This is a genomic window from Paenibacillus sinopodophylli (genome assembly GCF_005930355.1).
Classification (GTDB): domain Bacteria; phylum Bacillota; class Bacilli; order Paenibacillales; family Paenibacillaceae; genus Pristimantibacillus; species Pristimantibacillus sinopodophylli.
Window position 1 is genome coordinate 59912 of sequence record NZ_VDBO01000014.1, and the last position, 17020, is coordinate 76931.

Below are 17020 nucleotides of genomic sequence, written 5' to 3' on the forward strand. Positions count from 1 at the left end.
TATGGTTGATGGTGCATTTGGGGTGAGGATCGCTAGAAATGATCTATCTCTCGATTGTGAATGTCTACCCTTGATATATCAATGAAATACCGAAAAGGATTTATTGTAAATCGGGTGCGAAAGGTTAGCCTTTTTCATATCAATTTGTCTGCTGTTTTACACAAAAAATGACGAAATTTATATATTTATATTAATAAGGTGAGACAAATTACCTATTTCAATATATAATTATTGGAAATGAAGGAAGTCTTATCATGCTTCGTTCTGAAATAATTAAACGTAAGTATCAGGGGGAAAAAGAGAAATGATGATTAAAACCAAAGCAATGGTAATTATTCTAGCGGTTTTTCTACTTAGCGGCTGCAACGTGATGAATGAGAAATACGATGCTACAACATCGGCAAGTGTTAGTGCCAGTGAGGATGTGTCTGCGGAAGATAAGGCGATTTTTAGCCAAGCAGTAGAGTACGCTGAAACAAATAAGGTGGATATTGAGGGGAAAACAGTGTCACAGATTATAGCCGACGAAAAAGTAAGGCAAGAGGAAGTGAAGAAGAAAGAGGAAGAGGAAAGGCTGCGTAAAGCGGAAGAAGAGCGTAAACGTAAAGAGGAACTAGAACGAATTGAAAAAGAAAAAGAAGCTCAATTAAACAATACGATCAAGGTGACGTTGGATAGCAAGAAAGTTATTCCTGAGAATCTTGATAAATATCAGTTTAGTGATATCGTAAGTTTCGATTTTACAATTGAAAATACGTCTGACAAAGATGTTAGAGGTTTTCAAGGAACGTCTGTATTTAAGGATTTATTCGGCAATGAGATCATCAAGATCAATATGAAGCGTGACGAACCAATAAAAGCTAAAAGCTCAATCAAGTGGGAGGGGCAGATGGAACTAAACCAGTTTATGGACGAGCATAATGAACTTAAAAATACGGAGTTTAAAAACCTTCAGCTTGAATATGTAATGGCGACGATTATTTTTGAAGATGGAACTACAATAAATCGGTAATTTCAAGTTAAAAAATTAATGCAGAGCAGTGGCAGCCTAGCACTTTTCTCGTCTATGGCTACCGCTGCTTTATTATTCATGATACCACGCTCTAAGCAGATTAATATGAGCTTGATGATAACGGCTGTGATCAGCCATATGCCACAGGCCCCAGCGTATCGTTGCTTGCTTTTCATTTTCATGTCCAAAGGTGACAATGCTATTAAGATCAGCATCTGTTAAGTGTGTACATGTATCTTTCAGCATGATTAATACAGCGTCATAATCAGAGACCAGTGTGCTCAAAGATTTTCCAGTGACCATAGGAAGCCGATTGTTCTCATCGATCATAGGGCCGTGCTGTTCTTTTAATGACTGTAGAAGTGGTTGTCCCATGATTCGATAAACCCAATTCAGATCCACATACATGATATGCTTTATTAATTGAGCAGTACTGTTGTATTTGTGAGTAGGCCCTCTGTAATCCACTTCATCCTGCGACATTCCATTCGTTATGAATTGTAGCCGTTGGTTATTCTGTTTGACAGCGGAGTATAACATACCGACAATCGGTGACATAGCTGCTTCCTTTTGCAAATCATATAGCATCCTCATTCATCCTCCTTTGTGTTGACCCTACAGTTTATGACTTCTATTCTTATCGTCCATTTTTTTACCGAATCCAAGTAGAAGTGCTTCGAATGCAGCATTAAAGGTAGGCGATAGCCTCTTCATAATTGAATCGACGTTATCTTCTGATTGGGTATACGTGCCAACAATCCCGTGCAGCATGTAGAAATAAATCTGGGAACAGCTCAGCAGATCTTCGCTGTCGGACAAATTTAGATTGGTTCGGAGAAGTTGACTAATCATCTGAAACATTTGCTGCCGCAGTTTATTGACCTCAAGCTCAGGCTCCACCTCCACCTCATTGACAAGTGTTGATCTCGCTTGAAAAAAGATGCTGTACATGCTTCGATTGTCCAAGCAAAAACGAATATATTGCTCATTAAATCGGCGAAGCTTCTCATCTGCGGCTAGAAAGACATCGCCTGACAGCTTATCCAAACTTGCTTGAAGCAACTGCATAGGCTGTAAGGAAAGCGTGTGGAGCAGAGACTCCTTATCCTGAAAGTAAATATAAATCGTCGTATGCGAGCAGCCTGCTTCCTTTGCAATTTGTCTAATCGTTATGTCTTCGAAGCTCTTGTCTCTAAACAGCTTCTCGGCAGCTGCAATAATCGATTGTTTTGTTTCTTCGGCACGCTGATCTTTTTTGATCGTAATCGTAAGCACTCCATTTCATAATCAAGGGCTGGTAACCAATGGTTATAGACTATGCCAGACGAAATGATGTTGTCAATTAAGTGATTTAGATATTAGTGAGGCGCATACATTTTTATTTGTTGTTGTTGATACCTATTAAGCCACTGTGCAGCATATTTGCCGAATTTTTTCAAAAAGGAAACGATATAGACGGTATGTTTTATCGTTGGAACAAAAAAGAACGGGAGCTTGAACCTCGTTCTTTTTGCTGTGCGTTGTAAAGAGCGATGCTCATCACACCGCATATGAGAACAAGAAATTATTGACATTGACTTGTATCACTATCAATTATATGATGACTAAGGTTCTTGAACATGATAATCATTATCAACTAATGGCGATGATTGATTTATTCTGAATGTATGTAATGGTTTTCAAAAAATAGGGGGTAACAGAAAATGAACAAACGTTTGATGAGCTTAATTATGGTAATCGTTGTGATGCTCGTAGCAGCAGGCTGCGGAACGAATAATGCGGCTAACAACAAAGCAAACAATACGGCAGGAAGCGAAGCAAACAGCAATGCGGCTGCAACAGAAGCACCGAGTTCAGAAGCAACAGGCCCAATTGTTCTCAAGGATGCGAAAGGCGAAGTAACACTTGATAAACCAGCACAAAAGGTTGTTGTGCTTGAATGGACTTTCACAGAAGATGTAATCGCACTTGGCTTGCAGCCAGTGGGCAACGCGGACAATGAGAACTACAAGCTATGGGTAACAGGAGAAGCTCCACTTGACGCTGGTGTGACTGATGTTGGTTTCCGTCATGAGCCGAACCTGGAGACAATCGCTTCGCTCAAACCAGATCTGATTATTGCTAATACAGACAGCCACGAGGCTATCTATGAGCAGTTGAAAGGCATTGCGCCAACTATTATTTTCAGCCTGTACCCGCCAGATGGTCAAGGCGATCAATACACCGAGATGGTTAATATGTTCAAAACCATTGCTGCAGCAGTTGGCAAAACGCCAGAAGGCGAAAAAGTGCTTGCTGATCTTGATCAGCATTACGAAGAAGCAAAGACAAAGCTGGCTGCAGCTGGCAAAGAAGGCTTTAACTACGTACTGACGCAAGCATACAGCTACCAGAACGCGGCAACCATGCGTTTGTTCACGGATAACTCCCTGGCGGTACAAACGCTAGATCGCATCGGTCTTAAAAACGATTGGAAATCCGAAGCATTCGAATTATATGGCTTCAGCACTTCCACTGTAGAAGCATTGCCAGCGGTTCAAGATACGAATCTCTTATATATCGTTCAGAAGGACGATAATATTTTCTCAGGCACATTGAAAGACAATTCGGTATGGAATGGGCTAAACTTTGTGAAAGAAAATCGTACATTCGCGCTTGATAGCAACACATGGGTATTCGGCGGTCCGATTTCTTCCAAAGTAATCGTTGACCAAGTCGTAAACGCATTGACGAAATGAGCGAACTCATGAAGAATCATAAAAACGAAGCCTCATTGGGTATGATTTGGCGAATAACAGTTATATTCGGGGGCGGCCTTGCCGCCCTTTTCGTTCTGTCCGTACTGAGTCTATGCTTCGGCGAAGCGAAGATTCCAGCTTCTGTTGTATTCGACGGATTGCTGCATCGGAAGGATCTGCTGGAGCATAACTTGCTTTGGGATATCCGGATGCCGCGAACGGTAATCGGGATCATAGCCGGCGGTGCGCTTGCGGCGGCAGGTGCCTTGCTGCAAACGATAACGAAAAATCCGCTTGCGGCATCCGATACGCTTGGTATTAATGCCGGAGCTTATTTCATGGTTGTTTGCGGCATGGTCTATTTTCCAACTCTGCAGCAGGAGGCGCCTTTCGTATTGGCAGCAGCAGGAGGTTTTTTTGCGGCGTTAGCGGCTTATTTTCTCGGAGGAGGAAGGACGGCAACGCCGGTAAGACTAGCACTTTCGGGTATGATCGTATCCATGGTGCTTGGTGCTTTTACTTCGGCTATTCATATTTTCAAATCGACTGAAACGCAGTCGTTGTTTCTATGGGGCGGAGGCACGCTCATCCAGCTCGATTGGAGCGGTGTCAGGTATGCTTGGCCGTTTGTGGCGGTATTGCTCTTGCTGGCGATCTTTGGTGGACGGAAGTTCGATGCACTGGAGCTGGATGAATCGACCGCACGCTCACTTGGTCAGCGTGTTGGCTTAACCCGTGGAAGCGGGCTTGTACTTTCCGTGTTTCTTGCTGCTATTGTAGTCAGCGTCGTTGGACCAATCGGCTTCGTTGGGCTAGTAGCTCCACATTTGGTTCGGCTATCAGGTATTCGCAAGCATCGCTTGCTCATTCCAGCAAGCGCGCTTTGGGGTGCATTGCTCATTACAGCAGCGGATTTGCTTGCTCGAATGGTCCGAAGCAATCTCGGCGAAATGCCGGTCGGCGCAGTAATGGCCATTATCGGAGCGCCTTGGCTCATTTGGCTTGTTCTAACGAAGATGAAGAACATCTCTGGCACGGGCTCAGGGCAAGCTTCAATGAGTATCGGCGGAGCTCCGCTCCGGCTGCGCTTTGCGCCGACTGTTATCACGATGTCTATCTTGCTGGTGGCACTCATACTCGTAAGCTTATCGCTTGGCGGGACGAAAATTCCGATTATCGACTTGCTTAGAAGTATCGTAGGAGCAGGAGACGACTCTTATTCCGTGCTGCTGAATTTGCGGCTTCCGCGTACGCTAGTTGCGGCCGGAGGCGGTATCGCACTTGCAATCAGCGGGGTGCTTATTCAAAGCGCGGTTCGCAATCCGCTTGCAGACGCCTCTATTATAGGTGTAACCTCTGGGGCAGGCTTTGGCGCTTTGCTCGTGCTTGTGGTATGGCCGACACTGCCGATCTTTGCACTGCCGATTGCAGCTATAGGAGGCGGGGTTATTGCTGCGGCGTTTGTGTTCTTCTTGGCATGGCGCAAGTCGCTTAATCCATCCGTACTCATTCTGCTAGGCATCGCAGTGTCTGCTATCGGTTCTGCGGGCATACAGGCGATGATCGTAAAAGCAAGCTTATGGAGCAGCACGGCGTTTGTTTGGTTAACAGGAACGACCTACGGCCGTGGCTGGAATCAATTTAATAGCATTTATATGTTCCTGCTTATCCTTGTGCCTATTGCCTATTATTTAAGCCGGAGATTCGATTTGCTCGCGTTCGGCGATGACAGCTCGACAGGCTTAGGCTTGCCAGTAAAAGGAACGCGCCTATGGGCGATGATTGTTGGTGTACTTCTTGCTGCAGGGGCAGTGGCAAGCGTAGGTACGATCGGCTTCCTGGGCTTGATGGCACCGCATGCGGTTCGGATGATGGTCGGTCACCATACGCGGCGCTCTATTATATTGTCGGGATTGCTTGGCGGCCTGCTGCTCGTTCTGGCAGATACGCTGGGCAGGACTGTAATGGCACCTAAGGAAATTCCATCCGGACTTATCATTATGCTGATCGGTGCTCCATACTTCTTATTCTTGATGTATCGATCGCTCGTTAAGAAAAGGATAGAATGAGGAAAAGGCTGCTAAAAACGAATGATGACAGTATTTGAAGTGAATAATGTTCGTGAAAGTTGTTGACAAAGTGGATATATTCTATTTAGAATTGTAAACGGAAAACAACAACAGCATATCTTTTCGTATAATCTCAAGAATCGGCTTGAGAGTCTCTACTCGGTCACCGTAAATGATCAGGCTACGAAAATGGCGGAGAAGCTTGCGGCGGTCCAGCAGGTATACTTTTCCCCTTTTTGCAGAGCCTAGGAGAAATGCGATTACTTGCATTTTTTCTAGGCTTCTTTGTTTGTTCCACCACAATTTTGGGAGGTTTGTAATCAAAATGGAACGTTTCTTTCGCTTAAAGGAACACGGAACAAATGTCAGAACAGAGATTATGGCGGGACTGACGACTTTCATGACGATGGCATACATATTGGCCGTCAATCCAATCATACTTACACCGGCAGGTCTCGATTGGACAGCAGTATTCCTAGCTACAGCGCTTGCGGCAGGGATTTTCACCATTGCTATGGGTTTGTTCGTTAACTTCCCTGTAGCTCTCGCACCGGGTATGGGGCTGAACGCGTATTTCGCTTCCGTCGTCATTGCTTCGCGTGCTACGGATACGCCGATCTCACCTGCAATGGGTCTGACAGCCGTCTTTATCTCAGGTATTATCTTTATCATTCTGACGCTGACGCAAATCCGTCAAATGCTGATTACCGCTGTTCCAGACAGCCTAAAGCATGCGATTACGGTCGGTATTGGTCTGTTTATTACGATTATTGGACTCAAGAACAGCGGTATTATGACGATTGCCGTATCCAGCTTTACGGACATTGAAGCAGGAAAGTTCACTCCAGTTAGCGGCTCCGAGACCGTTATTCAGCTGGGCAGCTTCCATAATGAAACGGTTGTGCTTACCGTTATTGCTCTGCTTCTCATTGGTGTGCTAATGGTGCTTCGCGTACCTGGCGCGCTCCTGTTCGGTATTCTGGGCACAACCGTGATTGCGATTCTAATCGGTCATGTAGACGTGAAGGCAGCATTCACTGATCAGACTTGGGTGCCTGACTTCTCCAAAATGAACTTCTGGCATTTCGATTTCGCAGGCGTGCTCGAAGTTGGACTCGTAACCGTTATCCTCACCTTTACGTTCGTTGAGATGTTCGATACGTTCGGTACGCTGGTTGGTACAGCCAACCGTGCGGGTTATATGAAGGATGCGGAAAAAGGCAAAAAACGCGTCGGCAAAGCGATGTTTGTTGATGCAATCGGCGTCAGCGGCGGCGCGGTGCTTGGCACGAGCACGGTTACGGCATTCGTAGAGAGCTCTGCAGGTATTGCGCAGGGCGGACGTACAGGCTTAACGGCTGTTACGACCGGTATTTGCTTCTTGCTTGCGATTTTCTTGTCGCCAATTGTAGCGCTCGTTCCAGGCGCGGCAACGGCTGCGGCGCTTATTATTGTAGGTGTACTGATGATGCAATCCGTTAAAGAAATTGATTTCTCGGACATGGTGTATGCCATTCCATCGTTCCTTACACTTGCATTAATGCCGCTTACGTACAACATTGCGAACGGAATCTCGTTCGGTATCGTATCGTACGTATTGCTAGCATCAGTAGCTAATGCAACAGGTAAAGGCAAATACAAGGTTCATTGGCTCATGTGGATTCTAGCGGTGCTTATTATCGGTCGTTATGTGTTCATGGGCGGGGAATAATCTTCATTAGTAGCAGCAGCGCTGGACCGGCGCTGCTGCTTTTTTGCGTTTAAAGCTAACTATGCCAGAACTGAAATATATGGTGATCCGCCCGAGCAGGGCGATTATTTGATATAATGCGATGTAAATAAACGAGAAATAATGGAACAGCTGAAAGGGGCAGGACAATGCTTCAGGTTGACCTGAATTGCGATATGGGAGAAGACTTTGGTGTGTACAAGGCGAGCGTGGACAGCGAGCTTATGAAATATATTACATCAGCGAACATTGCATGCGGCTTCCATGCTGGTGACGCATCGTCAATACGTCGCACAGTTAAGCTGGCGCTTGCTAGTGGCGTTGCAGTCGGCGCACATCCGGGACTGCCTGATTTGGGTGGATTCGGCAGACGCGAGATGCTGATAACTCCCGAGGAAGCGTATGAGATGACGGTCTATCAGCTAGGTGCAATCCAAGCCTTTGCCAAATCAGAAGGAGGCAGCGTTACCCATGTGAAGCCGCACGGCGCGCTCTACAATATGGCAGCGAAAAATCGGAAGCTCGCGGATGCAATCGCTGAAGCTGTATATCGGGTCGAGCCCGCACTCCTTTTGTTCGGTCTGGCAGGCAGTGAGCTTATTCACGCAGGAAATGCGATCGGGCTGCACACAATTAATGAGGTTTTTGCAGATCGCACTTATGAGCTGGATGGCACGCTTACGCCAAGGGGGCAGAGCGGCGCCGTTATTCTCGACCCGGCGCTTGCTGCAGAGCAGACGATTGGTTTGGTCAGGGATGGCAAGGTACGGACGCGCCAGAACGGCTGCCTTATTTTGCAGGCGGAAACGGTTTGCATTCATGGGGATACACCGGGTGCTCTAGAGCATGCTATTGCGCTTCGTGATGCAATAGAAGCAGCGGGTATTAAAGTGAAGAGGGCTGGCTGATGAGTGTGGGGAATCGGATGAAAGTGGAAGCATATGAATTTGAGCTGCTGCCGCTGGGCAATTCGGCTGTTATTGTGCGCTTAGGCAGTGGTATTAACTTGGCGACACATGAGAGTGTTCAGGCACTCATTGCTGCTGTTGAGCTGGACCCGTTTATTGGCTTTGTGGAATGTGTGCCTTCATATGCTGCGGTAGCTGTCCATTATGACCCTATGCTCGTAATGAGGAGCCGATCGAGAGAAGAGCTTGGACATGAAACCATCTATGAGACAGTATGCGTACGGCTGCATCTGCATGTAGAAAAAGGGCAGAAGGGTAGTGCTAAGCTGCGTTCTAGAACGGTTGAAATTCCAGTCTGCTACGGCGGTGATTTCGGACCAGATCTTGCTTTTGTAGCTGAGTATAACGGACTTGCAGAAGATGAGGTCACAGCGATTCATGCGGATGCACCTTATTTGGTATATATGCTTGGTTTTGCTCCAGGTTTTCCGTATCTAGGCGGCATGTCGGAGCGAATAGCTGCTCCAAGGCGGCAATCGCCAAGAGCAAGCATCCCGCAGGGAAGCGTTGGCATAGCAGGCAAACAAACAGGCGTGTATTCCGTATCGACACCAGGAGGCTGGCAGTTGATTGGCAGAACGCCGATTGTGCTTTTTCGGCCGCAGGAAATGATTCCGAGTCTGCTTCGTCCAGGCGATACGGTAAGGTTCAAGCCCATAACGATTGAAGAATACGATGATTATATAGTAGGTGAACGATGAGTATAACGGTTGTTCGTCCAGGTTTGCTGACCACCATTCAGGATCATGGCAGGCTGGGTTACCAGAAGTACGGTGTACTGCAGAGCGGTAGCATGGATACGGGGGCAGCGCGTGCGGCCAATCTGTTGGTCGGCAACGAAGAGCATGAGGCTTTGCTGGAGGTGACGTTCGACGGAGCGGAATGGCTTATCGGTGAGGATATGCTGCTGTCTGTTTGTGGAGCAGCAATGACGATAACGGTTGACGGTGAGCCGCTTCCTCTTTGGCGGCCTGTGCTCGTTCGCGCCGGAGCTGCGTTTAAATTCGAAGCGTGCCTGTCAGGCTGCCGAGCTTATGTTGCTGTGGCTGGCGGGCTTGACGTTCCGATTGTAATGGGGAGCAGAAGCACCTATCTGCGGGGCGCTGTCGGAGGCTATGAGGGAAGGGCTTTGAAATCGGGCGATGTGTTGTCTGCGCGGCCTCCCCAATTGCTGTCGAAGCGAATCTTATCACTGCTGCAAGGGCAGCGGGACAAGCGGTTTAGTGCGCCGCTCTGGCATGCTGGCCATTTCGCAATCGCGAGCAACATGGTTGATTCGATTGTAAGGGTAATGCCGGGTTCACATTTCGGACTGCTTGAAATTGAGAGCCGGAAGGCGTTTTTTCATCAAACGTATTCAATCAGTATGCAGTCGGACCGGATGGGCTGCCGGCTTGAAGGTACAGAGAAGCTTATTCTCATCCCCCATAACGAGCTGCTTTCGGAGCCTGTTGCCCATGGTACCGTCCAGCTTCCAGCCAATGGCAATCCGATTGTACTGCTCGCTGACCGGCAGACAACCGGAGGATATCCGCGCATCGCACAGGTCGCTGCAGTTGATATTCCGATATTTGCACAGTTGAAGCCTGGTGATCGGTTCCGCTTCGAAGCCATTACGCACAAGGATGCGGAGCAGTTATATATGAACAGCGAGCAGGACATACAAATGCTGAAAACAGCTATCGCATTGAGAGTGAACGAAGAAGCAGGGAAGCTCGGAAGATTTGGCAAAAAGGAGTAAAGGGAGTTTGTTTGTACAGCATCGACAACAAATTATCATGTAGACGCGAATAAGGATAACAGTTTTTGATGTCCGTAAGATTCTTAGCAATTGGCTAAGAATCTTTTTGTTGTTTTAGTTGTTTATTTGATTTTATTTGTTGTTATTATGTGTATTCATGTGGTAATGTGTGTGATGAGAAGATTTGGAGGAGTTGTTGCTTCAATGTTCGGTATCTCTCTTAGTCTCGTATTGTGTTCCGGCTTGGCTCACGCCATTTGGAACATGCTGGCGAAGCAAAGCACGGACAAAGCGGTCTTCTTATGGGTAATCTATTTGCCCTCGACCATTCTCTTGCTGCCTACACTTATGAACGAGTTAGCTGGAACATCCTTTACACGTGTGATATGGCTGTTAATCGGGTTGTCCCTTGTTATGCAAAGCGTCTATTCGCTGCTGCTAACCTATACGTACAACGCCGGAGATTTATCGCTAGTTTATCCTGTCATGCGAGGAACGCCAACGCTGCTTATTCCAGCTTTAGGAGTCATTTTATTTGATGAAGCCTTAGCTATATGGGGCTGGATCGGATTAAGCCTTATGCTGACCGGATTCGTAGTCATGCTAGGAAGCTCCAAAGACAAGGGACAGCGAGCTGCCCTGAAGCCGATGCTGCTGGCCATAAGCGTGGGACTATGCATTACAGCTTATACGCTCAGTGACAAGGCGAATTTGCAGCATCTTTCACCACTGGCGCTGCTCGAAGTGACGAACATCGGGTTCATGCTTGGGCTTACGCCGGCGGTTGTTCGTTCTGGGCGTCTCAGACAGGTTATCCGCACTCATTCGAATCGGATATGGATAGGGGCTATATTGTCGCCGGGTTCGTATTTGCTGTTTTTGCTTGCAGCAAGAAATGCCAATATTTCAACGATCGCTCCGATGAGGGAGGTCGGCATTGTATTCGGCACGCTGCTTGGCCTTATCGTGTTGAAGGAGTCGCAAGGAACCCGAAGAATTACGGCTTCAGTCGTTGTTGTAACGGGTATCATCATGATCGCGTCCTCGGGACACTAAATCATTGTGTTTTGCTACTTATTGGAGAGGGAGCAGGATAAAGATGGGGAACGCTAAAGAGCTTCGTTTTCGCGAAGACGGCACCTTTACCATTGTTCAATTTACAGATATTCATTGGCAGGACGGGAGAGAGCTGGATTTGATGTCGAAGGCGGCGATGGAGCTAGTGCTTGCTGCCGAACAACCGGATTTTGTTATGTTTACGGGGGATGTCATATCTACGGGCGAGCATTCGGACGGTTCATACTGCTGCAATGATCCGAAACAAGCGCTTCGGGATGCGGTTGCCTCTGTAAATCAGCGCAGCATAACTTGGGGGATCGTATTCGGTAATCACGATACGGAGAATGGTATTACCCGCCAGGAACTGATGGACGAGGTGCTGAAGCATGCGCATACGTTAGCCGAGCCTGGACCGACACATATCCACGGTGTAGGAAACTATGTGCTTCCTGTCCTTGGAGCTAAGGATGATCAGGCTGCTGCCTTGCTCTATTGCCTCGACTCCGGCGCTTATTCCAGTTTGCCCCGCGTTCCCGGATACGACTGGATTCAGCATGATCAAGTGCAGTGGTACTTGGAGACCTCCCGTATATGGAATAATCGATTGCAGGAAGGCGTGCTTCCAGCCCTAGCCTTCTTTCATATCCCGCTTCCGGAATATCAAGAAGTATGGGATACGAAACTATGTTATGGTAATAAAAATGAAGCGGTTTGCGCTGCAAATACGCAAGCAGGCTTCTTCGCAGCTATGCTTGCGCAGGGTGACGTGATGGCAACCTTCTGCGGACATGATCATGTGAATGATTATTGGGGAGAACTTTACGGGATTCGTCTTTATTACGGACGCTCAACAGGTTTTAATACGTATGGCAAGGAAGGCTTTCCGCGAGGCGCCCGTGTGATCCGCTTGACTGAGAACGAGAGGAATGTGGAGTCGTGGCTGCGCTTGGGTGACGGATCTATTGTGCGTGATCAGAAGGTGCATCATCCAATAATAGGCTGAGAAGCAAGAACTGTCTCTCATCCCCCCTTGCAAAAATACAAGAACGATCAAAAAAAGCTGAAGCCCACGCGGGATTCAGCTTTTCTATTTGAACATATGTTTCAGCACCAGCAGCAGGTTGGCAGGCTTCTCAGCCAGCCGCCTTGTGAAGTAGGGATACCACATGCTCCCGTAGGGTACGTAGCAGCGGACGCGGTAGCCTTCACTCGCGAGCTGAGCCTGCTCTTTCATACGGAGACCATACAGCATTTGGAATTCAAAAACGTTTTTGGGAATCCGATGCGCACGCGCATAGGTTTTCACCCAGCTAATGATTTGATCATCATGCGATGCGATCGCAGTATAGACGCGTCTGTCCAAATGCTGCTTAATCATGCTTTTAAAGCTAACTAAAACCTCGGCTTTCGACTGGAAAGCAACCTCTGCGGACTCCTTGTAGGCGCCTTTGACGAGGCGAAGGCTTATTCGCGCTTGCAGCATATCTTTGACGTCCTGCTCGGTTCGGAACAAGTAGGCCTGCAGCACGGTACCGACATTCGTTAATCCTTCGGCATGGAGTCGCTTGACCATGTCTAGGGTGCTTTTTGTATAGGGCGTGTTCTCCATATCGATCCGCACAAAGTTGCGATGGCGCCGTGCATGCTTCACCACTTCCCGAATGTTGGCGTAGCAAGCGGCTTGATCGAGCGCGAGCCCCATTTGGGTAGGCTTCAATGAAACGTTGGAGCTTACGCCTCGTTCAGTTATGCCGTCGATCAGCTTCACATACTGCTCCTTGTACGACCCGGCCTCACCTATATCATGGACGCCTTCGCCTAGATGATCCAGTGTAGCCATAATGCCAAGCTTGCCAAGTTTTTCAACCTCATTCAAAGCCTCGCCCAGTGTTTCTCCTGCGACAAATCGGCTTGCAAGCTTCTTTCCGTAGCTGGTAGAGAGCTTCTCTACCAGCGGAATACCTGTAAACGTCAATAATGATTGGCGATACCATGTCGATCCAATGCTCATCCGTGCTGCTCCTTTCCGAAAAACGTTAGTAGGAGTCTGAACCTTGAAGCTCGATAATAGTATATTCACTAATCCGTATTGACGCGCTATAACAAACTCATTATTTGAAAAATAGAAAATGTGTCGGCAGCTTCCTTAGCTGTCCATCTGATGGCTTATTAATAACGCGCCCGTTGAAAATAAGCGAGGATGATCCACCGCCATCCAAGTTATAGCCATCTACAGTACCGTAGCGCTGCAGCAGAAGCTGTATTTCTTCCAGTGTAGCGCCCGAGCTTCCAGCTTCGTTGTAGCCGTCAGCTACGAGGAACAGCAATTGGCCGTCCTTATAATTGGCTACAATCGTCCGCGGTGCACGCTTAGGGCTCGTCTGCCATTTTGCCGGAATCGGCTGTGGTGCGCTGCTTCTCATAAGCACGGGTACAAAAGAGGCACCGAATTTAGGGTTTTTGGCATCCAGCTGTTCTTTGGTTGCGAACTTCCCGCCAATCAGCTCATTCTGGTCATTCAATCCGACAAAAAATAGATCCGCATGCGGAGGTTCAAATCCAGTCGCATAGCTTCCATCCACAATGGTCGTACTGAGTGGGTATCGCTTGCCCCTGCCATCGGCAAACCCGCCGGCATTAACGCCTGCAACAGCACCGTGCCGGTTAACGGCCGCAAGTGTCGACTCCGCCTTGCCGAGCTCGTCCCCTCCTAGCGTCATCGTCATGGCATCCTTGCTCTTGAGCTTAACTTTCAACGCATATGCCGTGAAATTCTCTGCCTTTATGTAGAAGAGCTGTGCTCTCAGCTTGTCCGATTCAACCGTTGCGGCTGCATTGCCAAGCTTTCTTGTAATATTGCGGTCGTATATCTCCAGCGGCCGCATTGCCTGTGATGATGCAATGGAGGCGATTTGAGCCATATCAGCATTCGTTTCTTTGTACAGCTTCAGTTGCTTCTGAATCGATTCACGCGTCTGCGATGCAGTCTCTTGAGCGAGCTCGAGGCCAGCTGCCGCATGGGTAATATCGGCTTCAGCCAGTCTTGCTTGCTCGGTAATGGGCTCCGGGTATGCAGCTTCAGGTAATTGAATGACAATATCGGATAATAGCAGCCAAATCATAATGCCGAGGAAAGGCGCACATGTAAGTAGAGCTGTGCGATTTAACGCTTTGACGGTCATGTTCATTTGAGCACGTCCAAGCTTTTCTTCAGCTCGTCCAACTGTTTCTTAACCTCATTAAGCTGCGTATACAGCTTGTTGCTGTTATCCGTCTTCGAATCTGCATTATCCTTCGTGAAGGTGAGCAGCTCGTTTAGCGCGTCTACCTTCGCTTTCAGCTCGCCGAGATCTGCTGTATAGTCGGTTTCGAGCTGGAGCATTCGAGCCTCGTACGCTTGCTGCATCGAGGAGATTTGAGCTGCAGTTTGCTTCTCCAGATCGGCAGATAAGTTCTGCTGTATGCGATCGGTATACCATTTCGCGCCTAGTATGCCGGAGCATATAATAATGACCCATACGGCGGCGAAGAGGAGGAAAGTTCGGTTGCCCTTCTTGCGCCTCGTTTTTTTATCGTACTGGCTGGCAGTGCGTTGTTCCAATATCAAATCACTCATTGTATTCATTCACCTCTCTAGATAGTCACTTGCACGAAAGATCGGATGAACGAACTGCAAGCATCGGGATCATAAACTTAGACAGCAATCGCTGGCAAATAGTTGCGTATGTCATCTTATTGTAACAAAGAGAAGAGGTGATGTCCTCCACTCGGAGTGGAAATAAATTGTAAATTTCCAATTCGACCGGAACATTCTTACTCCGTTGTGCGTCTAACCATTAGGGATACAGCAGTTGATGCTGTAAATTGGAAGGAGAACAGGATGAGCAACTTGGAATGGATCAAGAAAATGACAAAGCGAATTGTAGTAGCGAGCTTGCTGCTCTCGCTTGTGCTGACAGGTATTGGAACGAAGGAAGAAGCAAATGCGGCAGAGCGTCAACCCATTAATTTGGTGTTTGTGCACGGCTCGAAGCAGATGACTTTGAACGGCAAGGCGATACAAATGACCACGCCACTGCCTGTAGTAAAGGGAGTCACGATGATTCCAATCCGTACGATTGCGAATTCAGTAGGAGCAAGCGTATATAATGATAGTAAAGGCACTCATATCGATACGTATTTCAACAAAGTAACCTTGAATCTCAATATGCGCGGTGCTAATCGAAACGGCAGCTACCTGTTATTGCCGAACGCAGCTACACGAATTAACGGTACGATGCATGTTCCATTATCCGCAGTAAAGCTGCTATGGAATGCTAACTATGTGTACAATGCAGAGTTGAAGCAGATTAGCATTACGATTCAGCCGGAACCGAATGTGGCTCCAATCGCGAAATTCACAGCTCCTCTTGTAGTCAAGCAGGGCGAGAATATCATTTATGAGGATCTTAGCTACGATCCCGATGGCAAAATCATAAAAACGAATTGGACAGGCCGTAAAAGCACGTATTTCGAGCCTGGTGTATATAGCGTAACTCTAAGTGTTTATGACAATGAGGGCCTAAGCAGCGAGACCGTTGCACAGGACATTATCGTTACGGATGAGATTATGTACACACCGTATGAATATTATTTGCGTTACGGTAATCCCGGGGATAAATTTGAGCTTGACGGGAAGCTGATGAATACGTTCAAAGAGGTCGATACGATTGAATCGAAATCTGGCCGGACGCTTTATATGTCCAATGCTCCTGAACGGTTTTTCGGAGAAGGCTTGCTTTATGAGGATACGTTGAACGATCCAAGCCGTTTGTTCTTACACCATCGCAACGGTTCTGAGAATCGGCTGAAGCTTGCCGTTGTCGTGACGAATAAGGGGACGGAGAGCGTTACGCTGACCGTTGGCAACCGTGGATTGGCGGGGCCTAGCGTGAGCGCCTTGCAATTCGGATCAGCTGCTGTAGCTAGATATTTTGCGGTATCGCAGCCGCGTGAGCTAGTGATTGAGCCAGGTATGTCCATCAACCTCATGCCTGAAATGGAGAAAATAATCATGAACCCGGATGAAGGCTTTTCCGGTCTGATTGACGTAGACATGGATGGCGAATTGACGTTCTCGACCATGGCATTACAAGAGTACACAGATCCAGTGAGTGCTGTATTCTTGCTCCCGCAGCTTGAAAAGGTCGGAAATCGCGGGAAGTTCTTCGATACGGATCAATATATTGAGGTAAATGAAAAAGTCGGCGTTACGGAGAGCAAGCTTAGACTTGGTCAACGTGGCCCCGCGATGGCGGGCGTAGATGCGCTGACTGGGGGCATGACGATCAATGGCGGCGAGTATGGCGCTGTGACAACGATCAAGCTGAAAAATGTCGCTTATGGAACTAGAATTATTTTGAATCCCCGCGCTGGTGTTTTCCAGGGGGCAGTTACAGTGAATGGTAAAGTGGTATCAGTACCGTCAGGTGGGCACGTGAAGGTTGGCGAGGGTGCTCTCCTTTATACACAGCTTCAACCTGAGGGGGCTGCTGGACAACAGAAGGCGCCTGAGGTAACGATTCAGTATACATCACCTGGAGCAAGCTCATTGCCGATATTATTCGTATTTCTTCCAGCGTCAGATTTCCCATCTTAACCGAATAGAGGGCTGACTCCCATGGCTGTTGCCTCGCGGAGCAGCCCTTTTTTTGTGGTTCGACCT

General features: G+C 47.7%; 15 protein-coding genes and 1 riboswitch. Of the genes, 10 read left to right on the forward strand and 5 right to left on the reverse strand.

Translation table 11 applies throughout. The annotated features are described in order from the left end of the window. Positions 1 to 304: 304 nt before the first annotated feature. Entirely contained in the window at positions 305 to 1012 is a 708-nt protein-coding gene (locus FGT79_RS26485) for a hypothetical protein (RefSeq protein WP_138755849.1), read from the forward strand. A 72-nt stretch (positions 1013 to 1084) separates the two neighbouring features. On the opposite strand, the gene FGT79_RS26490 is transcribed toward FGT79_RS26485, so the two are convergent. After that, on the reverse strand, positions 1085 to 1600 hold the full coding sequence (locus FGT79_RS26490) for a DinB family protein (protein WP_138755850.1): 516 nt from the start codon (positions 1598 to 1600) through the stop codon (positions 1085 to 1087). A gap of 27 nt (positions 1601 to 1627) precedes the next feature. Continuing rightward, complete coding sequence (locus FGT79_RS26495; protein WP_138755851.1) at positions 1628 to 2287, reverse strand: TetR/AcrR family transcriptional regulator; 660 nt, start codon at positions 2285 to 2287, stop codon at positions 1628 to 1630. A gap of 428 nt (positions 2288 to 2715) precedes the next feature. On the opposite strand from FGT79_RS26495, the gene FGT79_RS26500 reads away from it, so the two are divergent. From FGT79_RS26500 to FGT79_RS26535, 8 genes are all read left to right on the forward strand, one after another. Further along, positions 2716 to 3750 (forward strand): ABC transporter substrate-binding protein, encoded by a 1035-nt coding sequence (locus FGT79_RS26500; RefSeq protein WP_138755852.1) that lies wholly within the window; start codon positions 2716 to 2718, stop codon positions 3748 to 3750. Positions 3751 to 3758: 8 nt separating this feature from the next. Beyond that, complete coding sequence (locus FGT79_RS26505; protein WP_246096644.1) at positions 3759 to 5819, forward strand: iron ABC transporter permease; 2061 nt, start codon at positions 3759 to 3761, stop codon at positions 5817 to 5819. A gap of 103 nt (positions 5820 to 5922) precedes the next feature. After that, a riboswitch (purine riboswitch) is annotated at positions 5923 to 6023 on the forward strand. 121 nt (positions 6024 to 6144) lie between these two features. Next, positions 6145 to 7530: an NCS2 family permease gene (locus FGT79_RS26510; protein WP_138755853.1), complete on the forward strand. Its 1386-nt coding sequence runs from the start codon at positions 6145 to 6147 to the stop codon at positions 7528 to 7530. Positions 7531 to 7697: 167 nt separating this feature from the next. After that, entirely contained in the window at positions 7698 to 8456 is a 759-nt protein-coding gene (locus FGT79_RS26515) for a LamB/YcsF family protein (RefSeq protein ID WP_138755854.1), read from the forward strand. Further along, positions 8456 to 9217, forward strand: a complete 762-nt coding sequence (gene pxpB / locus FGT79_RS26520; RefSeq protein WP_246096645.1) for a 5-oxoprolinase subunit PxpB — start codon at positions 8456 to 8458, stop codon at positions 9215 to 9217. The genes FGT79_RS26515 and pxpB overlap by 1 nt, the downstream gene beginning before the upstream one ends. After that, positions 9214 to 10257, forward strand: a complete 1044-nt coding sequence (locus FGT79_RS26525; RefSeq protein ID WP_138755855.1) for a 5-oxoprolinase subunit C family protein — start codon at positions 9214 to 9216, stop codon at positions 10255 to 10257. The genes pxpB and FGT79_RS26525 overlap by 4 nt, the downstream gene beginning before the upstream one ends. A gap of 204 nt (positions 10258 to 10461) precedes the next feature. Next, positions 10462 to 11313 carry a DMT family transporter gene (locus tag FGT79_RS26530; protein ID WP_138755856.1) on the forward strand — a complete coding sequence of 284 codons (852 nt, stop codon included), beginning with the start codon at positions 10462 to 10464 and terminating at the stop codon, positions 11311 to 11313. 43 nt (positions 11314 to 11356) lie between these two features. Then, entirely contained in the window at positions 11357 to 12319 is a 963-nt protein-coding gene (locus tag FGT79_RS26535) for a metallophosphoesterase family protein (protein ID WP_138755857.1), read from the forward strand. Between the two features lie 84 nt (positions 12320 to 12403). Here FGT79_RS26535 and FGT79_RS26540 read toward each other — a convergent pair whose 3' ends face one another. The 3 genes from FGT79_RS26540 to FGT79_RS26550 all read right to left on the reverse strand — a co-directional run bounded on the left by FGT79_RS26540 (position 12404) and on the right by FGT79_RS26550 (position 14932). Beyond that, on the reverse strand, positions 12404 to 13327 hold the full coding sequence (locus FGT79_RS26540) for a proline dehydrogenase family protein (protein WP_138755858.1): 924 nt from the start codon (positions 13325 to 13327) through the stop codon (positions 12404 to 12406). Positions 13328 to 13427: 100 nt separating this feature from the next. Further along, the gene (locus tag FGT79_RS26545) at positions 13428 to 14504 is read right to left on the reverse strand and encodes a phosphodiester glycosidase family protein (protein WP_138755859.1); all 1077 of its coding nucleotides are present in this window, start codon (positions 14502 to 14504) and stop codon (positions 13428 to 13430) included. After that, positions 14501 to 14932, reverse strand: coding sequence for a hypothetical protein (locus tag FGT79_RS26550; protein WP_138755860.1), 432 nt, complete (start codon positions 14930 to 14932; stop codon positions 14501 to 14503). The genes FGT79_RS26545 and FGT79_RS26550 overlap by 4 nt, the downstream gene beginning before the upstream one ends. 264 nt (positions 14933 to 15196) lie before the next feature. Here FGT79_RS26550 and FGT79_RS26555 point away from each other — a divergent pair, with 264 nt between their 5' ends. Continuing rightward, on the forward strand, positions 15197 to 16954 hold the full coding sequence (locus FGT79_RS26555) for a stalk domain-containing protein (RefSeq protein WP_138755861.1): 1758 nt from the start codon (positions 15197 to 15199) through the stop codon (positions 16952 to 16954). The last annotated feature ends 66 nt before the right edge of the window (positions 16955 to 17020 follow it).